Origin of the sequence: Streptomyces sp. NBC_01304 (genome assembly GCF_035975855.1) — a bacterium.
GTDB lineage: Bacteria > Actinomycetota > Actinomycetes > Streptomycetales > Streptomycetaceae > Streptomyces.
In genome coordinates this window covers 7,696,730-7,714,018 of record NZ_CP109055.1, presented here as the reverse complement: position 1 = coordinate 7,714,018, position 17,289 = coordinate 7,696,730, and the positions used below count along the sequence as shown (strand labels likewise).

Sequence of the window (17,289 nt, the reverse complement as noted above, 5' to 3'; positions counted from 1 at the left end):
GTCCTGACCGAGAAGTCGGCGCCTTCGGACACCCGGCCCGCGCCTCCCTCCGCCAAGTCCCGCCGCAGCATCACCTGGCTCCTCACCGCGGGCATGCTGGCGGCACTGATCGTCCTGTGCCTCGTCTCCGCCTCCATCGGCGCGTACGAGATCCCGCTGGGCGACGTCCTGTCCTCCGTGCAGCACAAGATGGGCCTCGGGGGCGCCGCGCTCGACCGGGTCGGCGAGAGCGTGCTGTGGAACGTGCGTCTTCCCCGCGTCGTCCTCGCCCTGCTCGTCGGGGCCGCACTGTCCTGCGCCGGCGCCCTGATGCAGGGCGTGTTCGGCAACCCCCTCGCCGAGCCCGGCGTCATCGGGATCTCGGCGGGTGCGGCGGTCGGCGCGGTCGCCTCGATCGCGCTCGGGCTGAGCTTCTTCGGCAACTGGACGGTGACGTTCTGCGCGTTCGTCGCGGGCCTCGCGACCGTTCTCCTCGTCTACACGCTGTCCCGCTCGGGCGGCCGCACCGAAGTCGTCACCCTGATCCTCACGGGCATCGCGGTGAACGCCTTCGCCGGCGCCCTGATCGGCCTCTCCATCTTCTTCGCGGACAACTCCCAGATCACCCAGATCACCTTCTGGCAGCTCGGCTCGCTCTCCCAGGCGACCTGGCCCAAGGTCCTTGCCGTCCTGCCCTGCGCCGCCATCGGCCTGCTCGTCGCCCCGCTGCACGCCCGCAAGTTGGACCTGCTCTCGCTCGGCGAACGCCCGGCGCGGCACCTCGGCGTGGATGTCGAACGACTCCGCATCTCCATGGTCCTGGTCGTCGCGCTGCTCACCGCGGCGGCCGTCGCGGTCGCCGGAATCATCACCTTCATCGGACTCCTGGTCCCCCATCTGCTGCGCATGGCGGCGGGTCCCGGGCATCGCTTCCTCGTCCCCGGCAGTGCGCTCGGCGGGGCGCTCGTCCTGGTCGCGGCGGATCTCACGGCACGTACGGTGGCCGCGCCCGCGGAGCTCCCGCTGGGGGTCCTCACGGCTCTCTTCGGCAGCCCCTTCTTCTTCTGGCTGCTGCGCAGGACCCGCCGCAAGCAAGGGGGTTGGGCATGATCAGGTCGTTGTTCGCGGTACGCCGGCGGGCGCTGCCCGCACCTTCGGCGGCGGGCGACGTGGTGGCTTCGGCCTCCGATCTGCGGGTGCGGCTCGGTGGGCATGAGGTCCTTGGCGGGGTCTCGCTCGAAGCCCGTGCGGGTGAGGTCCTTGCCCTGGTCGGGCCCAACGGGGCCGGAAAGTCCACCTTGTTGGCCGCACTGGCGGCCGACCTTCCGGCCACTGCCGGTGTCGTACGCATCTGCGGCCGCCCCACGCAGGAGTGGGGCGCGGCCGAACTCGCCCTGCGGCGGGCCGTGTTGCCGCAGGCCGCCGCGCTGTCCTTCCCCTTCACGGTGGCGGAGGTCGTGCGGATGGGGCGGGCGCCCTGGGCCGGGACGCCGCTCGAAGACTCGGACGACGAGGCGGTCGCGGCCGCGCTCGCGGCCACAGAGGTCGCTTCCTTCGCCACTCGCCCCTTCTCCGCCCTGTCGGGCGGGGAGCGGGCCCGGGTCGCGCTGGCGCGGGTGTTGGCTCAGCGGGCGCCGCTGCTGCTCCTTGACGAGCCGACCGCTGCGCTCGATCTGCGGCATCAGGAGTTGGTGTTGCGCATTTGCCGGGAGCGGGCTGCCGCCGGGGATGCGGTGGTTGTGGTGCTTCACGACCTGGGGCTTGCGGGGGCTTACGCGGACCGGGTCGCGGTGCTGCACGCGGGGGTTGTGGCTGCTGACGGGCCGCCGTCGGAGGTTCTGGAGGAGTCGCTGCTGTCGCGGGTGTACCGGCAGCCGGTGGAGGTGCTGCCGCATCCTCGGACCGGGGTGCCGCTGGTTGTTCCGGTGCGGACCGTTTAGTTTTCCCCGCCCCGCCCCTTCCCGAAAGTCCTCAAGCGCCGGACGGGCTGATAAATCAGCCCGTCCGGCGCTTGAGGACATCTTTGAAGCCGTCCGCAGGACTTTCGGGAAGGGGCGGGGCGGGGAAATGATCACTTGACCCCAGCTTGACCCGCGCTTGAGGCCCCCGTGGCCAAGCCGTGATCACCGCGAATTACAGGTGTCCCAGTGAGAGCTGAATCACTGGACGTGGGGGTATCACGGAGGTAAGGCTCAGTTAAGTTAGGTCGGCCTCACCTAGGTCCACGTCCCCCTGGAGCCCGCATGCGTGCCGCCGTCCGTATTTCTCTCGCCTCCGCCACGGCAGTGGCCCTCGCCACGGTCGCCACGGGCTGCACCGAGAAGAGCGACGCCAAGTCCGGGGACGACCACCTCATCGAGGTGACCGCGACCGACGACCAGTGCGACGTGTCGAAGAAGGAATTCCCGGCCGGCCACATCGAGCTCGCCATCGAGAACAAGGGCTCCAAGGTCACCGAGGTCTACGTCCTGTACCCGGACGACCGCATCGTCACCGAGCGCGAGAACATCGGCCCCGGAACCAAGCAGAAGGTCACGGCCACCGTGAAGGCCGGCTCGTACCAGATCGCCTGCAAGCCGGGCATGAAGGGCAAGGGCATCCGCCAGCAGGTCAAGGCGACCGGCGGCGGCAAGACCGTCAAGCGCGACCCGAAGCTGGACGCCGCCGTGGCCGCGTACCGCACGTACGTGCAGCAGCAGGCCGACGAGACGCTGCCGCTGGCCGAGGAGTTCGCGAAGGCCGTGAAGGACGGCGACCTGGAGGCCGCGAAGAAGGCGTACGCCCCCTCGCGCATCGGCTGGGAGCGCACCGAGCCGGTCGCCGAGTCGTTCGGCGACATCGACCCGAAGGTCGACGTCCGCGAGGACGGCCTCGAAGAGGGCCAGGACCTGGAGAAGGACTGGACCGGCTGGCACCGCCTGGAGCGCTCGCTCTGGAAGGACAAGAAGATCACCGACCGCGACAAGAAGCTCGCGAACCTGCTGATCAAGGACCTCGAGGACTGGCAGAACCGCGTCGGCAAGGCCGAGATCGACCCGACCTCGATGGCCAACGGCGCCAAGGAACTCCTCGACGAGGTCGCCACCGGCAAGGTCACCGGCGAGGAGGAGCGCTACTCGCACACCGACCTGGTCGACTTCAAGGCCAACGTCGAGGGCGCCCAGAAGTCGTACGAGCTCCTGAAGCCCGTCGCCTCGAAGAACGACCCGGCCCTGACCAAGGAGCTGGACAAGCAGTTCAAGGCGCTGAACGACCTGCTCGACAAGTACCGCGAGGACAAGAGCTCCTACGAGTTCACCTCGTACGAAAAGGTCGGCAAGGCGGAGCAGAAGGAGCTCTCGGACGGCGTGAACGCGCTGGCCGAGCCGCTCTCCAAGCTCGCCGCCGCGGTCGTCGTCAAGTAGTCCCGGAGGGGGAAGCCGTCATGAGCGAAGAGACCCGCCCGCCCGCCACGGCCGATGAGGCCGCAGCGACCGAGGCCACAGGCACCACGGCAGCCACCGGTGATGTGAGCGCCAACGCCGCAGCTCCCTCGCGACGTTCGCTGCTCGCCCTCGGCGGCGCCGGGCTCGCGCTCGGTGCCGCCGCGGCCGGCGGTACGGCCCTCGCGCTCGGCGGCAAGGACGACGACATCGCGCCCGTCGCCGAGTCGGGCGCGGCCGTGCCGTTCCGCGGCGCCCACCAGGCGGGCATCGCGACGGCCGTCCAGGACCGGCTGCACTTCGCGTCGTTCGACGTGACGGCCACCGGAGAAGGAGCCCGTGCCGAGCTGATCGCCCTCCTCAAGGAGTGGACGAAGGCCGCCGAGCTGATGACCCAGGGCCACCCGGTCGGCGAGGGCGCGTACGGCGGCCTGGCCGAGGCACCGCCGGACGACACCGGCGAGGCGCTCGGCCTCAAGCCCGCGCGCCTCACGCTGACCATCGGGTTCGGGCCCTCGCTCTTCGACGAGCGGTTCGGCCTGAAGGGCAAGCGGCCCAAGGCACTTGTGGATCTGCCGAAGTTCCCCGGCGACAATCTGGACCCGGCCCGCAGCGGCGGCGACCTGTGCGTCCAGGCCTGCGCGGACGACCCCCAGGTCGCCGTGCACGCGATCCGCAACCTGGCCAGGATCGGCTTCGGCACGGTCGCGATGCGCTGGTCTCAGCTCGGCTTCGGCAAGACCTCGTCCACGACGCCGGACGCGCAGACGCCGCGCAACATGATGGGCTTCAAGGACGGCACCCGGAACGTCGCCGGCACCGACACCAAGAACCTCGGCAAGCACGTGTGGGTGAGCGAGAAGGACGGGCCCGACTGGATGGTCGGCGGCTCCTATCTGGTGGCCCGGCGGATCCGGATGAACATCGAGACCTGGGACCGTACGTCGCTCAAGGAGCAGGAGGACATCTTCGGCCGCTCCAAGGGCGAGGGTGCCCCCGTGGGCAAGAAGCGGGAGCGGGACGAGCCGAACCTGAAGGCGATGAAGCCCGAAGCGCACGTACGCCTCGCCCACCCGGACAACAACGGCGGCGCGCTGATGCTGCGCCGCGGCTACTCGTTCACGGACGGCACGGACGGCCTCGGCCGCCTGGACGCGGGGCTGTTCTTCCTCGCGTACCAGCGCGACGTGCGGGACGCCTTCATTCCGGTGCAGCGGCAGCTGGCGGGCAAGGACGTGCTCAACGAGTACATCCAGCACGTCGGTTCGGCGGTCTTCGCGGTGCCGCCGGGTGTGCACGGCGACAACAGCTGGTGGGGCAGTGCCCTGTTCGGCGAGAAGTAAGGGAGCGACCCGGTGTTCGCCAACTATCTGATCGGCCTGCGCGAAGGGCTGGAGGCGTCGCTCGTCGTCTGCATCCTCGTCGCGTATCTGGTCAAGACGGACAACCGCAAGGCGCTGACGCCGATCTGGATCGGTGTGGGCATAGCGGTGACCGTGAGTCTGGCCTTCGGGGCGGGCCTGCAGTTCGGCACCCAGGAACTCACCTTCGAGGCCCAGGAGTTGATCGGCGGCAGTCTGTCGATCGTGGCCGTGGGCCTGGTGACCTGGATGGTGTTCTGGATGCGGCGCACGGCGCGGCATCTGAAGGCCGAGCTGCAGGGCAAGCTGGACGCGGCGCTCACGATGGGCACGGGCGCGCTGGTGGCGACGGCCTTCCTGGCCGTGGGCCGCGAGGGCATCGAGACCTCGCTGTTCGTGTGGCGCTCGGTGGACGCGGCGGACGACGGCTGGAAGCCTCTGGCGGGCTGTCTGCTCGGCCTGCTGACGGCGGTCGTGATGGGCTGGCTGTTCTACCGGGGCGCGCTGAAGATCAACCTCGCCAAGTTCTTCACCTGGACCGGCGGCATGCTGGTCGTCGTCGCCGCGGGCGTCCTCGCGTACGGCGTGCACGACCTGCAGGAGGCCCGCTTCCTGGGCGGTCTGCAGAACAAGGCGTTCGACATCAGCTCGACGATCGATCCGTCCAGCTGGTACGGGACGCTCCTCAAGGGAATCTTCAACTTCCAGCCGGACCCGACGGTCCTCCAGGTCACGGTGTGGGCGCTGTATTTGATCCCCACGCTTCTCATCTTCCTCGCCCCGGTAGGGTTCCGAACGTCAGTGAGGGCGAAGGGGCAGAAGGCAACCGATGAGCAGGCTGAGTCGGCTGGCCACAGCGGCAGCGACAGTGACAGTGCTGGCCGTGACGGCGAGCGGGTGCGTGACGGTGCACGGGGAGCGGGAGATCGTCCCGTCGGCGACCAAGGCTGAGGCCGCCCGCGCGCTGAAGGACTTCACCACCGCGTACAACAAGGCCGACAAGGCCTACGACCCGGCCCTCGACGCGGGCCGGGTCACCGGCGCGCTCGGCCAGATCAACCAGGCGGGCCTCAAGGCCCGGCAGAAGAACCACAAGGACGGCAACCCGAAGCACCAGCCGATGGAGTGGACGGACGCCAAGTTCCACATCCCCAAGCAGGCGGGCTGGCCGCGCTGGTTCGTCGCCGACACCGACAACAAGGGCGACCGGTACGACACCCGCTGGATGTTCGTCTTCACGCGCGGCGGCCCGGACCAGCTGTGGGAGGTCTCGTACCTGTCCATCGTGACGCCGGACGAGATCCCCGAGTTCAAGACGGACGCCGACGGCTGGGCGGAGCCGGTCGCGGCGGACGGCCCCGGGCTCGCGACGGCGCCGAAGGACCTCAGCAAGAAGTACGCCGCGTATCTCCGGGGCGGCGGCGACGAGTTCGGCCCGGGCACGTACACCACGTCCGTCCGCGAGTACCGCAAGAAGTACGCGAAGCGCCCCGGCAAGACCCGGCAGTGGATCGACGAGGCCCTGAACTCGGGCGACTTCGCCCCGGTGGCGCTGCGTACGAAGGACGGCGGGGCGCTGGTGTTCTTCTCGGGCCGCTATTTCGAGAAGCAGACGGCGCGCGGGGTCCCGCTCGACCTCGACGAGGACGAGAAGGCCCTGATGACGGGCGAGGCCACGAACTCCGTGCTGAAGGAGCAGATCGGCTCGCAGTCGGTGAAGGTGGCGCCGAAGGGGAAGTCGGGCCCGATCGTCTTCCTGAACAGCATCAAGGGTCTGGTCAGCGCGAAGGGCGAGTAGCGCGAAGGGCGAGCAGTCAGGGCCGGACCCTCATGGGGCCGGCCCCTTCCCCTGGTCCCTAGTGACGGAGCGGCCAGGCCGCCGTCTCGTCCCCCGAGTACTCGGCGCACGCATCCTGCAACGGCTCAAGCAAGGTCAGCGGGTCCGGCAGCCCGTGCTCAAGGCCGCGCAGCCAGGTCACGGCCAGCTCGCCGGGAAGCCGCGCGGGTGGCACGAGTACATAGGACCCCCGGCAGTGCCAGCGCAGTCCGGGGTGCTCGTCCATCGTCTCGGGGTGGCAGTCCAGCTCGCAGGGCCACCACTCGTCCTCGTCCTCGGGGGTGCCCCGGGTCGCGGTGAAGAAGAGCATGCGGTCGCCGCCGGACTCGGCGACGGGGCCGACCTCGACGCCCGCGGCGAGCAGCCGCTCCAGGGCGCTGTGGCCCGCGTCGAGCGGTACGTCGAGCACGTCGTGCACCATGCCGGTGGCGGTGATGAAGTTGGCCTCCGGCTGGTGCCGGGCCCACCGCTCGATCTGGGCGCTGTCGGTCGTGGACTGGGTCTGCCAGGCGAAGGAGACGGGGTGCCTGGCGGGCGTCGGACAGCCGATGCGGTCGCAGGAACATCGGTACCCGGAGGGGTACGCGGCCGGCGCGAGCGGCAGTCCCGCCTTGGCGGCAGCGACAAGCAGGGCCTCTCGGCCGCCGTCGCCTTCCGCTTCCTTGGGACGTCGCGTACGCAGCCACTGGGAGAGCCTGCTCTGTCCGCCGGACCGGCGGCCGAACTCCGCGCCCATCAATCCCCTCACTCAGGGCCTGCCCGGCGGATCATGCCGGGGGCGGCCCACTTATTGGTCGTGGTCGGACTCATCCGGCCTGATCCGCCGGACAGGCCCTGCCCTCGTTCCGTCCCATGGTGCCACCATCCTGCTCCTCGGGTGGCCGCAGTCCACATCCGGGGTACCTGGGGTGATGCCAGCCGCCGGGTGTCATTGCCAGGCAAGTGGTGATTTGTCCCCCTACCTTGGTCGGCATGGTGACCACCACAGTGCCGGCGGCCGTGCTCACCGCACTGGCCCTCGCGGGACAGGCCGGATCGCTCACCCCGTTGGAATGGGGCGGCGGTCCGCTGACGGTCGACGCGCTCCCCCAAGTCGTCTACACGGCACACCGGGGCGGCGCCCTGGAGGTGCCGGAGAACTCGATGTCCGGCCTGATGGCGGCCCATGCGCGGGGCACCGCGCAGGTCCTGGACGTGGACACCCGGATACTGCGGGACGGCACGCTGGTCGCGATGCACGACGCGAAACTGGACCGTACGACGCACAGCAGGGGCCCGGTCCGGTCGCTGACCCGCGCCGACTGGGAGCAGGTGCGGCTGCGCCCCGACCGGGGGCTGCACGGCCAGTGGCGGTCCGAACGGCCGCCCACGGTGGCGGAGGTCCTGGAGCGGTTCGGCGGCAAGGTCGTACTGATGCTGGAGGCCAAGGACCCGCAGAGCCTCAGGACGCTGGCCGGGATGCTCAAGGTGCGCGGCCTGACCCGCTCGGTGTTCGTGAACTCCAACCGGCCCTCGGTCGCCCGCCGCGCCCACGGCCTGGGCCTGAACGCCCAGCTGTGGCGGTCGGCGAAGCAGATGAAGGGCGACCACCCGGAGCGCTGGGCCTCCTTCGTCGACGTACTCGATGTGGACTACAAAGCGCGTGACCGGGATCTCGTACGTGCCGTCCGCTCCGGCATTCCCCGGGTGTGGGCGCACACGGTGAACACTCCCGGGCAGCGCGACCGGGTCCTGCGCCTCGGCTGCAACGGCGTGATCACGGACGCGCCGGGCCTCCTCGCGCGCACGCCGATCAAGGGCGTGGCCAGGGCCGGGGCGCAGCCGCTGAGCGAGGGCTAGGGCCCTTTTGGCGGATCTCCGGGCGCGGGTCAGTCGCGCGGGGCCAGGCCGTGCAGGGCGTAGTCGACGAGCGTGTCGGTGTACTCGTGCGTGAGCGGTCCGGTGCCCTGCAGCCAGCGCTGGGCGACGGGTGAGACGAACAGCTCCAGGGCGATGCGTACGTCGATCCCGTCGCGCACCTGCCCGGCCTCCTGGGCCGCGCGCAGCCGGTCGGAGTAGAGGTCGAAGGCCGGCATCAGGAGCTTCTTTACGAAGTCCTCGCTCAGCTTGCGGTCGTCCATGCCGGCGGCGGCCAGCGCGCGGTAGGGGGCGTCGTACTTGGGGTCGAGGAGTTCGTCGACCGTGGTGCGCAGGACGTACTTGAGGTCGGTCGCGACATCCCCGGTGTCCGGAAGCGCGGCGATGACCGCGCCGGGCTGCTCGCCCGCGGCCTCGGCGGCCTGGGTCTCGGCCTGGTGGCCGAGGTCCACGAAGGCCTCTAGGAGCACCTCGGCCTTGGACGACCACCAGCGGTAGATCGTCTGCTTGCCCACGCCCGCGCGGGAGGCGATGGCCTCGATCGTGGTCTTGGTGTAGCCGACCTCGGTGACGAGGGCGAGGGCGGCGTCGTAGATCGCGCGGCGGGAACGGTCGCTGCGGCGCGATGAGTCAGGAGCGGTCTTTGTGGCCATGCCCTGAATCTAGCAGCGCATGAGCCGATACGTCTCGTCTCGAAACCCCTTGACAAGACGAACCGTCTCGTTCAGAGTAGGCACATCGAAGCGAGACGACCCGTCTCGTGGCCGATGTCAACGAGAGGAATCAGTCATGACCCGAGGTGGAGCAGGAGGCATGCTGGGCGTCGGCGGTACGCGCAGCAACATGTCGCGCAAGTCGATGCGGGGCGGCGGCAACGGCGGCCGGGCGGGCGGCGGACTCAGCCCGCAGGCACAGAAGAAGGAACTCCTGCGCAAGCTGCAGGAGGGCCGCGCGGAGAGCTCGGAGACGAGCAGGACGAACCCCGCGTCATGACGCGGAGAGGACGGCCGGGAAAACAACCCGTTCGCCACCGCGCATTAGGGCTCCTCACGTCGGACCATGGGCAGCACCGGAAGACATACCGGAACTCCGCTGCTCTGACGACCGTGAGGAGCCCTCTTTGCCTCGTCACGCCACACCCCGGCGTTACCTGATGTGCCCACCCGCGCACTTCAAGGTCACGTACTCCATCAATCCCTGGATGGATCCCGCCAAACCCGTCGACGTCCCGCTCGCGATCGCGCAGTGGGAGGACCTGGCCGGCCGCTACCGCGCCCTTGGCCACACCGTCGAGGAGCTCTCCCCCCGCCCCGACCTGCCCGACATGGTCTTCGCCGCGAACGGCGCGACCGTGATCGACGGCAGGGTCCTCGGTGCGCGCTTCGCCTACCGCGAGCGGGCCGCGGAGGCCGAGGCCCATCTCGACTGGTTCCACTCCCACGGCTTCGCCGAGATCCACGAGCCCGCCCATATCAACGAGGGCGAGGGCGACTTCGCGGTCACCGCATCCTGGATCCTGGCCGGGCGGGGGTTTCGGGCGAGCCCCTTGTCGCACGGGGAGGCGCAGGAATTCTTCGGGCGGCCGGTGGTGGGGCTCGACCTGGTCGATCCGCGCTACTACCACCTGGATACGGCGCTGGCCGTGCTCGACGACGCGGCGGACTCCGTCATGTACTACCCGGACGCGTTCTCGGCCGGGAGCCAGGCGGTGCTGCGTCGTCTGTTCCCGGATGCGCTCATCGCCTCCGAGGCGGATGCGGTTGCGCTGGGGCTGAACGCGGTGTCCGACGGCCTGCATGTGCTGCTGCCGCAGGCGGCGGTGGGGTTGTTCGAGCCCTTGCGGTCTCGCGGCTTCGAACCCATCGGGATGGACTTGGGTGAGCTGCTCAAGGGTGGCGGCAGCGTGAAGTGCTGCACCCAGGAGTTGAGGTAGGGAACTCAAGCGCCGGACGGGCTGATGAATCAGCCCGTCCGGCGCTTGAGGACACCGCCCGGAGGGCGGAAAGCTCCGCAGGATTTCGGGAAGGGGCGGGGAGCGGATGAATCAGTCGCCCTGCACCCACGGATCGCCCCAGTCCACATCCCGCGCCTCCCGGTAAAGGGCGCCATGGCGCTTCGTCACCGTGGCCCGGGCCAAGCCCGAATCCCGCGTGCACAGGTCAAGCAGCACCTGCCCCTTGCGGATCTGGGGCCGCCGCGTCACCCGGGCCGCAACCGGGGACACGGGGAACCGCGCGGCGGCGACATAGCTGAACTTCTCGTCCTCGTACGGCAAGGACCCGCCCTTGACCTTCCGGTGCAGGGACGACCTGCTGACCCGCGCCGAGAAGTGGCACCAGTCCGCGCCGGGCTCGATGGGGCAGGCCCCGTCGTGCGGGCACGGGGCCGCGATCGAGAAGCCCGCCGCGAGCAGCGCGTCGCGGGCCGCGAGCACGCGCGCGTAGCCGTCGGGGGTGCCCGGCTCGATCACCACCACGGCCTGCGCGGCCCGCGCGGCCGCCGCCACCACCGACCCGCGGTCCGCCTCCGTCAGCTCCCCCAGGACGTACGAGATCGTGACGAGATCAGCGCTCTCGATGCTGAGCGCCGATCCGATACGAGAGCGCCGCCAGTCCACCTCCGCCAACAGCGGGTTCGCGGCGGCCAGTTCACGCCCGAGGGTCAGCGCGGGTTCCGCCCAGTCGAGCACCGTCACCGGACGCCCGGACTCCCAGGTCGCGCTGACCGCCCAGGTCGCCGCGCCGGTGCCGCCGCCGACGTCGACGTGGCTGCCCGGACTCCACTCGGGCGCCGCGTCCGCGAGTCCGGCGAGCGCGGCGCGTACCGCCTCGAAGGTCGCCGGCATGCGGTACGCGGCGTACGCGGCCACGTCCGAGCGGTCGCGCAGGATGGGGGCGTCGGTCGGGGTGCGCCCCCGGTAGTTGGCGATCAGCCGGTCGACGGCCTGCGCGGCCTGCTTCGGCGGCAGCCCGTCGAGCAGCCCGGCGAGGGCGGAGCGCAGGGCGTCCGCGGGGGCGGGGGAAAAGGGGGCGTTCACCCGGAAATTCTAGGGCCGGTTCCAGGGCCGGCTCCGCGCCGCCCCGCGCACCGCTCCGCCCGGGCCGGTGACGCGAACCGTGAGGTGAACGGTGACCTGATTGAACTGCTGTGATGTCAGGGGGCGTTGCTACGCTGACGACCTTCAGTGACCACTGACTGTGCGGGTGGGGGGACCGGTGGCAGACAACATCGTGCGCAAGGCGCTGGTCGTCCTCGCGGGAGTCCTGGCCCTGCTGCTCCTCCTCGCCATGTGCGCCGGCGGCAAGGACGAGAAGGACGAGGGCGCGGACCAAGGCGGCAAGGCAGGCGGCAAGCCGCCCCAGCAGTCGCAGGCGAAGGGCGGTGGTCCGGACACCCGGCTGGAGGTCCCGGCGGCGTACGACACCGCGAAGGGCTGGGAGATCAGCGGCGTCTCGGAGCAGTTCGCGGTGGCCCAGGCGGCGGGCCGGATCGCGTATGCCGAGCAGGTCGGCAAGGACCGGTTCCGGATCAGGGCCGTCGACGCCCGGACCGGCAAGCGGATCTGGCAGGGCGAGCCGTGGCGCCCCCTGGCCGACCGGCCTGCGGGATTTCCGCGCCTGGTGGCCCTGGCCAAGGACGGGCGGCAGTACTTCGCGACCTGGTCGTTCGGAAAGTTCGCGGCCGATCCGCTGAGCGAGGCCGACAAGATCGTTTCGCTTGATCTGTACGACGCCGCGGACGGCACCCGGCAGCGCGTCGAGCTGCCCTGGTCCGAGGCGCCCGCGGTCAGCGGCTCGGGCCCCGGGCTGCTGATCGGCAAGGGCACCACGCGCGCGGCCGTGATCGATCCGGTCACCGGGCGGACGGCGAAGTACGGGCCCGCCGACCTCGCGTACCCCAAGGGCTGCAAGAACTGTCACCGGCTGACCGAGGTCCGCGCCCTCACCGGCAAGGGGCTGCTGATCAGCGGTGCCGGCGAGTTCTGGGTGCGCGGCGCGTGGCATGCCCGCAAGGTCGCACCGAAGGGCGCGGACCCGGGTTCGGGTACGCCGACGTCCGTGACCGGCGACCGGGTGCTCGCCAAGTGGGGCAAGAAGAAGGGCGGCAAGGGGGCCGCCGACTTCGACCTGTGGGCGGTGCACGACGCGGCGGACGGAAAGGTGCTCGCGTCGGTCCAGTGCCACAAGCCGGCGATAGAACCCGGGCGTTACCCGGATGCGGTGCTGTCCCCCGGCGGCCGGTATCTGGTCGCGGGCAATCTCGCCTTCGACCTGGCGGAGAAGGCCGGGCACTGTTTCGAGGAGGACGGCGTCGCCAAGTCGCTGACCCTGACCACGGTCACCGACCAGGGCCTTGCGTACGGGGCGACGGGTGCGCGCAGTGCGGACGACGCGCTCGCCGGTGGCGGGACCCCGGTGGAGGTTCCCCTGGACACCGCGGAGCCGAAGGCGCTGTCGCCGAGCCTGCGGCTGCCCGCGTACGACCTCGGGGAGACCGGGATCTTCCGGTGGGCGGACGGCACGGACGTACAGCACTTGATCGGGTACGCCCGGCGCCCGTAGGCGTCGATCAGCCGTCGTTCACGCGCGGGCCCGTGCCGCCCTCGCGAGGCGCGTGGCCGCCGCCGCTCTCGGGGTGCTGTCGGGCCGGGTCCGGCGGGGGTGGACCGTGTTGGCGAGCAGCACCAGGAAGGCGTCCGTGGCGCGGTCGATCACCAGGGAGGTGCCGGTGAAACCGGTGTGGCCCGCCGCGCCCGCGCCCGCCAACTCGCCCATGAACCAAGGCTGATCGACCCGGAAGCCGAGCCCGGGAGCGGCCAGCATCAGGTCGACGAAGTCGGGGCCGAGGATGCGGGCGGTGCCGTACGCGCCTCCGTTGAGCAGGGTCCGGCAGAACACGGCCAGGTCGTGCGCCGTCGAGAAGAGCCCGGCGTGGCCCGCGACCCCGCCGAGCGCATGGGCGTTCTCGTCGTGCACGGTGCCGCGCACCATGCCCCGGTCCAGCTTCGCCCAGGGCTTTCGCTGGTCCTCGGTCGCCGCGGCGAAGGCGCACGGGCCGAAGCCGGTGTGGGTCATGCCGAGCGGCCGGGTGATGCCCTCGCGGATCAACTGGTCCAGGCGCCGCCCGGTGAGGCGTTCCAGGACGTGCTGCATGAGCAGCATGTTCAGGTCCGAGTAGAGATACGTATCGCCTGGTGCGGTCAGCGGTGCCTCGGTGCGCAGCGCCGCGAGCCTGGCCTCGTCGTCCGGGCAGTCGTACAGCGGGAGTTCGGGGCGCAGGCCCGAGGTGTGGGTGAGCAGATGGCGGACGGTGATGCCGTGCTCGCGGGCGCCGGTGAACTCGGGAACGTACGCCCCGACGAGCGCGTCGATCCCGAGCGTCCCGCGTTCGATCTGCTGCACGGCGGCGACCGTGGTGAACAGCTTGGTCAGCGACGCCAGATCGAAGGGCGTGCCCACGGTCATCGGCACCCACCGGTGCTCGGGCAGTTCCTCGTCCGCCGACCGGTGGCGGACCGCCCAGCCGGCCGCCTCCTCGACGGCGACCACCGGTCCGCGCCCGGCGAGGACCACGGCCCCCGCGCACCAGTGCGCGGGCAGCCGGCGCACCTCGCGCACGAGCAGCTTCAGTTCCCCGGGGTCGAGACCGGCCCGTTCGGCGGGTCCTGGGCGCAGCCGTGGTGAGCTCAGTGCTCCGCTCCCTCCGCGCGCTTCGCCTGCCAGGGACGGCACAGTCCCACGAAACAGCCGATCGCGGCCAGTGCGCAGACCAGTTGGACCACGGCCATGGGTACGGCGGTGTCCTCGCCGGCGATGCCCACGAGCGGTGAGGCGATCGCTCCGACGAGGAAGGAGGAGGTGCCGATCAGGGCGGATGCGGAGCCGGCGGCGTGCGGGGTGCGCATCAGGGCGAGGGCGTTGGTGTTGGGCATCGCGAGGCCCATCGCGGACATCAGGACGAAGAGTCCGGCGGCGATCGGGACCAGTCCCACGTCGCCGAAGACGCCGCCCGCCATGAGCAGCAGGGCGGCCGCGGCCACGGTGATCACTGCGAGGCCGAAGCCGAGGGCCTTGTCGAGGCTGACGCGGCCGACCAGGACCTTGCCGTTGATCTGGCCGACGGCGATCAGGCCCACGGAGTTGAGGCCGAAGAGGAGGGAGAAGGTCTGCGGGGATGCCCCGTAGATCTCCTGGATCACGAAGGGCGAGGCGGAGATGTACGCGAACAGCGCGGCGAAGGCGAAGCCGCCGGAGAGCATGTAGCCGGTGAAGACGCGGTCGGCGAACAGGCCGCGCATGGTGTGCAGGGCCTGCCCCACTCCCCCGCTGTGCCGGTGCTCGGGGGCCAGGGTCTCGGGGAGCTGCCGCCAGACCAGTGCGGTGAGGGCGATGCCTATCGCGGTGAGGACCAGGAAGATGCCGCGCCAGTCGGTGAGGCGCAGGACCTGGCCGCCGATGAGGGGGGCGACGATCGGGGCGACGCCGGATATCAGCATCAGCGTGGAGAAGAATCTGGCCATCTCCACGCCGTCGTAGAGGTCGCGCACGACGGCCCGTGCGATGACGATCCCGGCGGATCCGGCGAGGCCCTGCAGCAGCCGGAACCCGATCAGCATCTCGGCGCTCGGGGCGAAGGCGCAGATCGCGGTGGCGGCGATGTAGATGAGCAGGCCGACGAGGAGGGGCCTGCGCCGGCCCCACTTGTCGCTCATCGGGCCGACCACGAGCTGGCCGAGCGCCATGCCGGCGAGGCAGGCGGTGAGGGTGAGCTGGACGGTGGCGGCGGGGGCGTTCAGTACGCGGGTCACCTCCGGCAGGGCCGGGAGGTACATGTCCATGGAGAGGGGTGGGACTGCGGTGAGGCCGCCGAGGACGAGGGTGGTGAGGATGCCGGTCTTTCGGGCCTTGGCCTTCTCCGCGTCCGCCGCCGGAGCCTCCGCCTTCGTCCGATCGATCTCGGCTATGTCCTTCGGCCCCATGCGTTGCGCCCTCCCGGCTGTTTACGTCCTTCCCATGTTCTCAGGTGGCTGGTTGTGGTCGGGACCATTTGTTTCCCCACCCCGCCCCTTCCCGAAAGTCCTCAAACGCCGGACGGGCTGATAAATCAGCCCGTCCGGCGTTTGAGGACACCGCCCGGAGGGCGGAAGGCTCCGCAGGATTTCGGGAAGGGGCGGGGTGGGGACTAAACCGGCTTCAGCCCCGGATCGCCCACCTCCGTCACGAACGACGCCGCGGTGGCGATCGGCGCCCCCGGCGACGTGATCGCCGAAACCGTCTTGAAGTCCGCCCGCGCCTGCTCGAGGCCCAGCGTGACGACCGCATAGCCGCGACGGCCGTTGTAGAACTTCATGTGCGGGTTGGCCCGCATGTACGTGTCCCAGTTGGCCGGCTTGTCCGCCCCGTCCTTCCCGGACGAGATCGACGTCGCCACGATCTCCGTGCCGACCGTCCGCGACGCCGGATCGTCGAAGTCCTGCTTGATGTCGAAGGCGTACCCGACGTGCACGTCCCCGGTGAGGACCATCAGGTTCTCGATGCCGATCGCCGCGGCCCCCGCGAGGATCCGGTCGCGCGAGGCCCGGTAGCCGTCCCAGGCGTCCATGCTGACCTTCGCCTGGGCGTTCAGGTCCAGGCGGCGCTGGGCGAAGGTGACCTGCTGCGGGACGACGTTCCACAGGGCCCGCGAGGAGTGCCAGCCGTCGAGGAGCCAGCGCTCCTGGGTCGCGCCGGTGAGGGTGCGCGCCGGGTCGTCGGACTCGGGCCCGGGTATGTGCGCACCGTCGCCGTACGCCTGGTCGGAGCGGTACTGGCGGGTGTCGAGGATGTCGAACTGGGCGAGCCTGCCCCAGTGCAGTCGGCGGTAGAGCTGCGCGTCCGCGCCCTCGGGCGCCTGCCGGCGGCGCAGCGGCTGGTTCTCCCAGTACGCGCGGTAGGCGGCGGCCCGGCGCAGCAGGAACTGCTCGGGCGGTACGTCGTTCTCGGGGATGCCGCTCGCGTAGTTGTTCTCGACCTCGTGGTCGTCCCAGGTGACGACGAAGGGGTGTGCGGCGTGCGCGGCCTTCAGGTCGGGGTCGGACTTGTAGAGGCCGTACCGCATCCGGTAGTCCTCCAGCGTCACCGTCTCCCGGTTGTAGTGCGCGGGCAGGGTGCGGTCCGTGTAGTTGCGGGCGCCGCCCACCGCGTTCACGGCGTACTCGTAGAGGTAGTCGCCGAGGTGGAAGACCACGTCGACGTCGTCACCGGCCAGGTGCTTGTACGCGGTGTAGTAGCCGTCGTGGTACGCCTGGCAGGAGACCGCGGCGAGCGTGAGTTCGCTGCTGTGGTCGCCGCGGCCGGGCGCGGTGCGGGTACGGCCGACCGGGCTGATCCAGCTGCCGGTGCGGAAGCGGTAGAAGTAGACGCGGTCCTCGCCGAGGTGGTCGACCTCGACGTGCACCGAGTGCGCGAACTCGGGGTGCGCGGTGACGGAGCCGCGTCTGGCGATGCGCCGGAAGCGCTCGTCGTGTGCGAGCTCCCATTGGACGGTGACCCGCTCGGCGGGCAGCCCGCCGTCGGGTGCGTAGGGCTGTGGGGCGAGTCGCGTCCACAGCAGCACGTTGCCGGGCAGCGGGTCCCCCGAGGCGACCCCGAGCGTGAAGGGGTCCTCGGCGATCCGGGCGGCATCCATTTCTGCGGCATGCGCCATACCTGGCAGGTTAGTGGCGAAGGCCAGCGCTGCCGCCGCTCCGGTCACGGTCAGAAAGCGCCGGCGCCCCAAATGGCGTGCGGCGGCCCGGAGTTCGGCGTCCCTGCGGTGGCCGGATGTGTGCGCTGCGGGTGTCATGTGCCCCTCC

At 70.7% G+C, this 17,289-nt stretch carries 16 protein-coding genes; 10 read left to right on the top strand and 6 right to left on the bottom strand.

What is annotated here, in order from left to right; translation table 11 throughout:
- Window positions 1–3: 3 nt before the first annotated feature.
- From OG430_RS34325 to OG430_RS34300, 6 genes are all read left to right on the top strand, one after another.
- The gene (locus tag OG430_RS34325) at window positions 4–1,089 is read left to right on the top strand and encodes a FecCD family ABC transporter permease (RefSeq protein ID WP_327359342.1); all 1,086 of its coding nucleotides are present in this window, start codon (window positions 4–6) and stop codon (window positions 1,087–1,089) included.
- Window positions 1,086–1,919, top strand: coding sequence for a heme ABC transporter ATP-binding protein (locus OG430_RS34320; protein WP_442816605.1), 834 nt, complete (start codon window positions 1,086–1,088; stop codon window positions 1,917–1,919). The genes OG430_RS34325 and OG430_RS34320 overlap by 4 nt, the downstream gene beginning before the upstream one ends.
- Window positions 1,920–2,222: 303 nt before the next feature.
- Window positions 2,223–3,383 (top strand): iron uptake system protein EfeO, encoded by a 1,161-nt coding sequence (efeO, locus tag OG430_RS34315; RefSeq protein WP_327356533.1) that lies wholly within the window; start codon window positions 2,223–2,225, stop codon window positions 3,381–3,383.
- Between the two features lie 20 nt (window positions 3,384–3,403).
- Window positions 3,404–4,744, top strand: coding sequence for an iron uptake transporter deferrochelatase/peroxidase subunit (gene efeB, locus OG430_RS34310; protein ID WP_327356532.1), 1,341 nt, complete (start codon window positions 3,404–3,406; stop codon window positions 4,742–4,744).
- 12 nt (window positions 4,745–4,756) lie between these two features.
- The gene (efeU, locus tag OG430_RS34305; RefSeq protein WP_327356531.1) at window positions 4,757–5,713 is read left to right on the top strand and encodes an iron uptake transporter permease EfeU; all 957 of its coding nucleotides are present in this window, start codon (window positions 4,757–4,759) and stop codon (window positions 5,711–5,713) included.
- A complete protein-coding gene (locus tag OG430_RS34300) occupies window positions 5,646–6,560 on the top strand; it encodes a hypothetical protein (protein ID WP_327356530.1) in 915 nt (304 codons plus the stop codon). Before efeU ends, OG430_RS34300 begins: the two co-directional genes overlap by 68 nt.
- A gap of 58 nt (window positions 6,561–6,618) precedes the next feature.
- Here OG430_RS34300 and OG430_RS34295 read toward each other — a convergent pair whose 3' ends face one another.
- On the bottom strand, window positions 6,619–7,335 hold the full coding sequence (locus OG430_RS34295; RefSeq protein WP_327356529.1) for a bifunctional DNA primase/polymerase: 717 nt from the start codon (window positions 7,333–7,335) through the stop codon (window positions 6,619–6,621).
- A gap of 236 nt (window positions 7,336–7,571) precedes the next feature.
- Here OG430_RS34295 and OG430_RS34290 point away from each other — a divergent pair, with 236 nt between their 5' ends.
- Entirely contained in the window at window positions 7,572–8,438 is an 867-nt protein-coding gene (locus OG430_RS34290; RefSeq protein ID WP_327356528.1) for a glycerophosphodiester phosphodiesterase, read from the top strand.
- 29 nt (window positions 8,439–8,467) lie between these two features.
- Here OG430_RS34290 and OG430_RS34285 read toward each other — a convergent pair whose 3' ends face one another.
- Entirely contained in the window at window positions 8,468–9,109 is a 642-nt protein-coding gene (locus OG430_RS34285) for a TetR/AcrR family transcriptional regulator (RefSeq protein WP_327356527.1), read from the bottom strand.
- Between the two features lie 136 nt (window positions 9,110–9,245).
- Here OG430_RS34285 and OG430_RS34280 point away from each other — a divergent pair, with 136 nt between their 5' ends.
- Both OG430_RS34280 and ddaH read left to right on the top strand, forming a co-directional pair.
- Window positions 9,246–9,449: a DUF6243 family protein gene (locus tag OG430_RS34280; RefSeq protein WP_327356526.1), complete on the top strand. Its 204-nt coding sequence runs from the start codon at window positions 9,246–9,248 to the stop codon at window positions 9,447–9,449.
- A 127-nt stretch (window positions 9,450–9,576) separates the two neighbouring features.
- Window positions 9,577–10,389, top strand: coding sequence for a dimethylargininase (gene ddaH, locus OG430_RS34275; RefSeq protein ID WP_327356525.1), 813 nt, complete (start codon window positions 9,577–9,579; stop codon window positions 10,387–10,389).
- 111 nt (window positions 10,390–10,500) lie between these two features.
- Here the strand turns inward: ddaH and OG430_RS34270 are convergent, their stop codons facing one another.
- Entirely contained in the window at window positions 10,501–11,493 is a 993-nt protein-coding gene (locus OG430_RS34270) for a small ribosomal subunit Rsm22 family protein (RefSeq protein ID WP_327356524.1), read from the bottom strand.
- A gap of 178 nt (window positions 11,494–11,671) precedes the next feature.
- Between OG430_RS34270 and OG430_RS34265 the strand changes: the two genes are divergently transcribed.
- Complete coding sequence (locus OG430_RS34265; protein WP_327356523.1) at window positions 11,672–13,018, top strand: hypothetical protein; 1,347 nt, start codon at window positions 11,672–11,674, stop codon at window positions 13,016–13,018.
- A gap of 18 nt (window positions 13,019–13,036) precedes the next feature.
- Here OG430_RS34265 and OG430_RS34260 read toward each other — a convergent pair whose 3' ends face one another.
- From OG430_RS34260 to OG430_RS34250, 3 genes are all read right to left on the bottom strand, one after another.
- Window positions 13,037–14,188, bottom strand: a complete 1,152-nt coding sequence (locus OG430_RS34260) for a serine hydrolase domain-containing protein (RefSeq protein WP_327356522.1) — start codon at window positions 14,186–14,188, stop codon at window positions 13,037–13,039.
- Window positions 14,143–15,435: a Bcr/CflA family multidrug efflux MFS transporter gene (locus OG430_RS34255; RefSeq protein ID WP_327356520.1), complete on the bottom strand. Its 1,293-nt coding sequence runs from the start codon at window positions 15,433–15,435 to the stop codon at window positions 14,143–14,145. The genes OG430_RS34260 and OG430_RS34255 overlap by 46 nt, the downstream gene beginning before the upstream one ends.
- 203 nt (window positions 15,436–15,638) lie before the next feature.
- A complete protein-coding gene (locus OG430_RS34250) occupies window positions 15,639–17,279 on the bottom strand; it encodes an alkaline phosphatase D family protein (protein ID WP_327356519.1) in 1,641 nt (546 codons plus the stop codon).
- Between the last annotated feature and the right edge of the window lie 10 nt (window positions 17,280–17,289).

Bases quoted from the DNA above. Each gene is read 5' to 3' on its own strand.
- OG430_RS34320 (WP_442816605.1), top strand. From the start codon at position 1,086: ATGATCAGGTCGTTGTTCGCGGTACGCCGGCGGGCGCTGCCCGCACCT.
- efeO (WP_327356533.1), top strand. From the start codon at position 2,223: ATGCGTGCCGCCGTCCGTATTTCTCTCGCCTCCGCCACGGCAGTGGCC.
- efeB (WP_327356532.1), top strand. From the start codon at position 3,404: ATGAGCGAAGAGACCCGCCCGCCCGCCACGGCCGATGAGGCCGCAGCG.
- OG430_RS34295 (WP_327356529.1), bottom strand. From the start codon at position 7,335: ATGGGCGCGGAGTTCGGCCGCCGGTCCGGCGGACAGAGCAGGCTCTCC.
- OG430_RS34290 (WP_327356528.1), top strand. From the start codon at position 7,572: ATGGTGACCACCACAGTGCCGGCGGCCGTGCTCACCGCACTGGCCCTC.
- OG430_RS34285 (WP_327356527.1), bottom strand. From the start codon at position 9,109: ATGGCCACAAAGACCGCTCCTGACTCATCGCGCCGCAGCGACCGTTCC.
- OG430_RS34280 (WP_327356526.1), top strand. From the start codon at position 9,246: ATGACCCGAGGTGGAGCAGGAGGCATGCTGGGCGTCGGCGGTACGCGC.
- OG430_RS34255 (WP_327356520.1), bottom strand. From the start codon at position 15,435: ATGGGGCCGAAGGACATAGCCGAGATCGATCGGACGAAGGCGGAGGCT.
- OG430_RS34250 (WP_327356519.1), bottom strand. From the start codon at position 17,279: ATGACACCCGCAGCGCACACATCCGGCCACCGCAGGGACGCCGAACTC.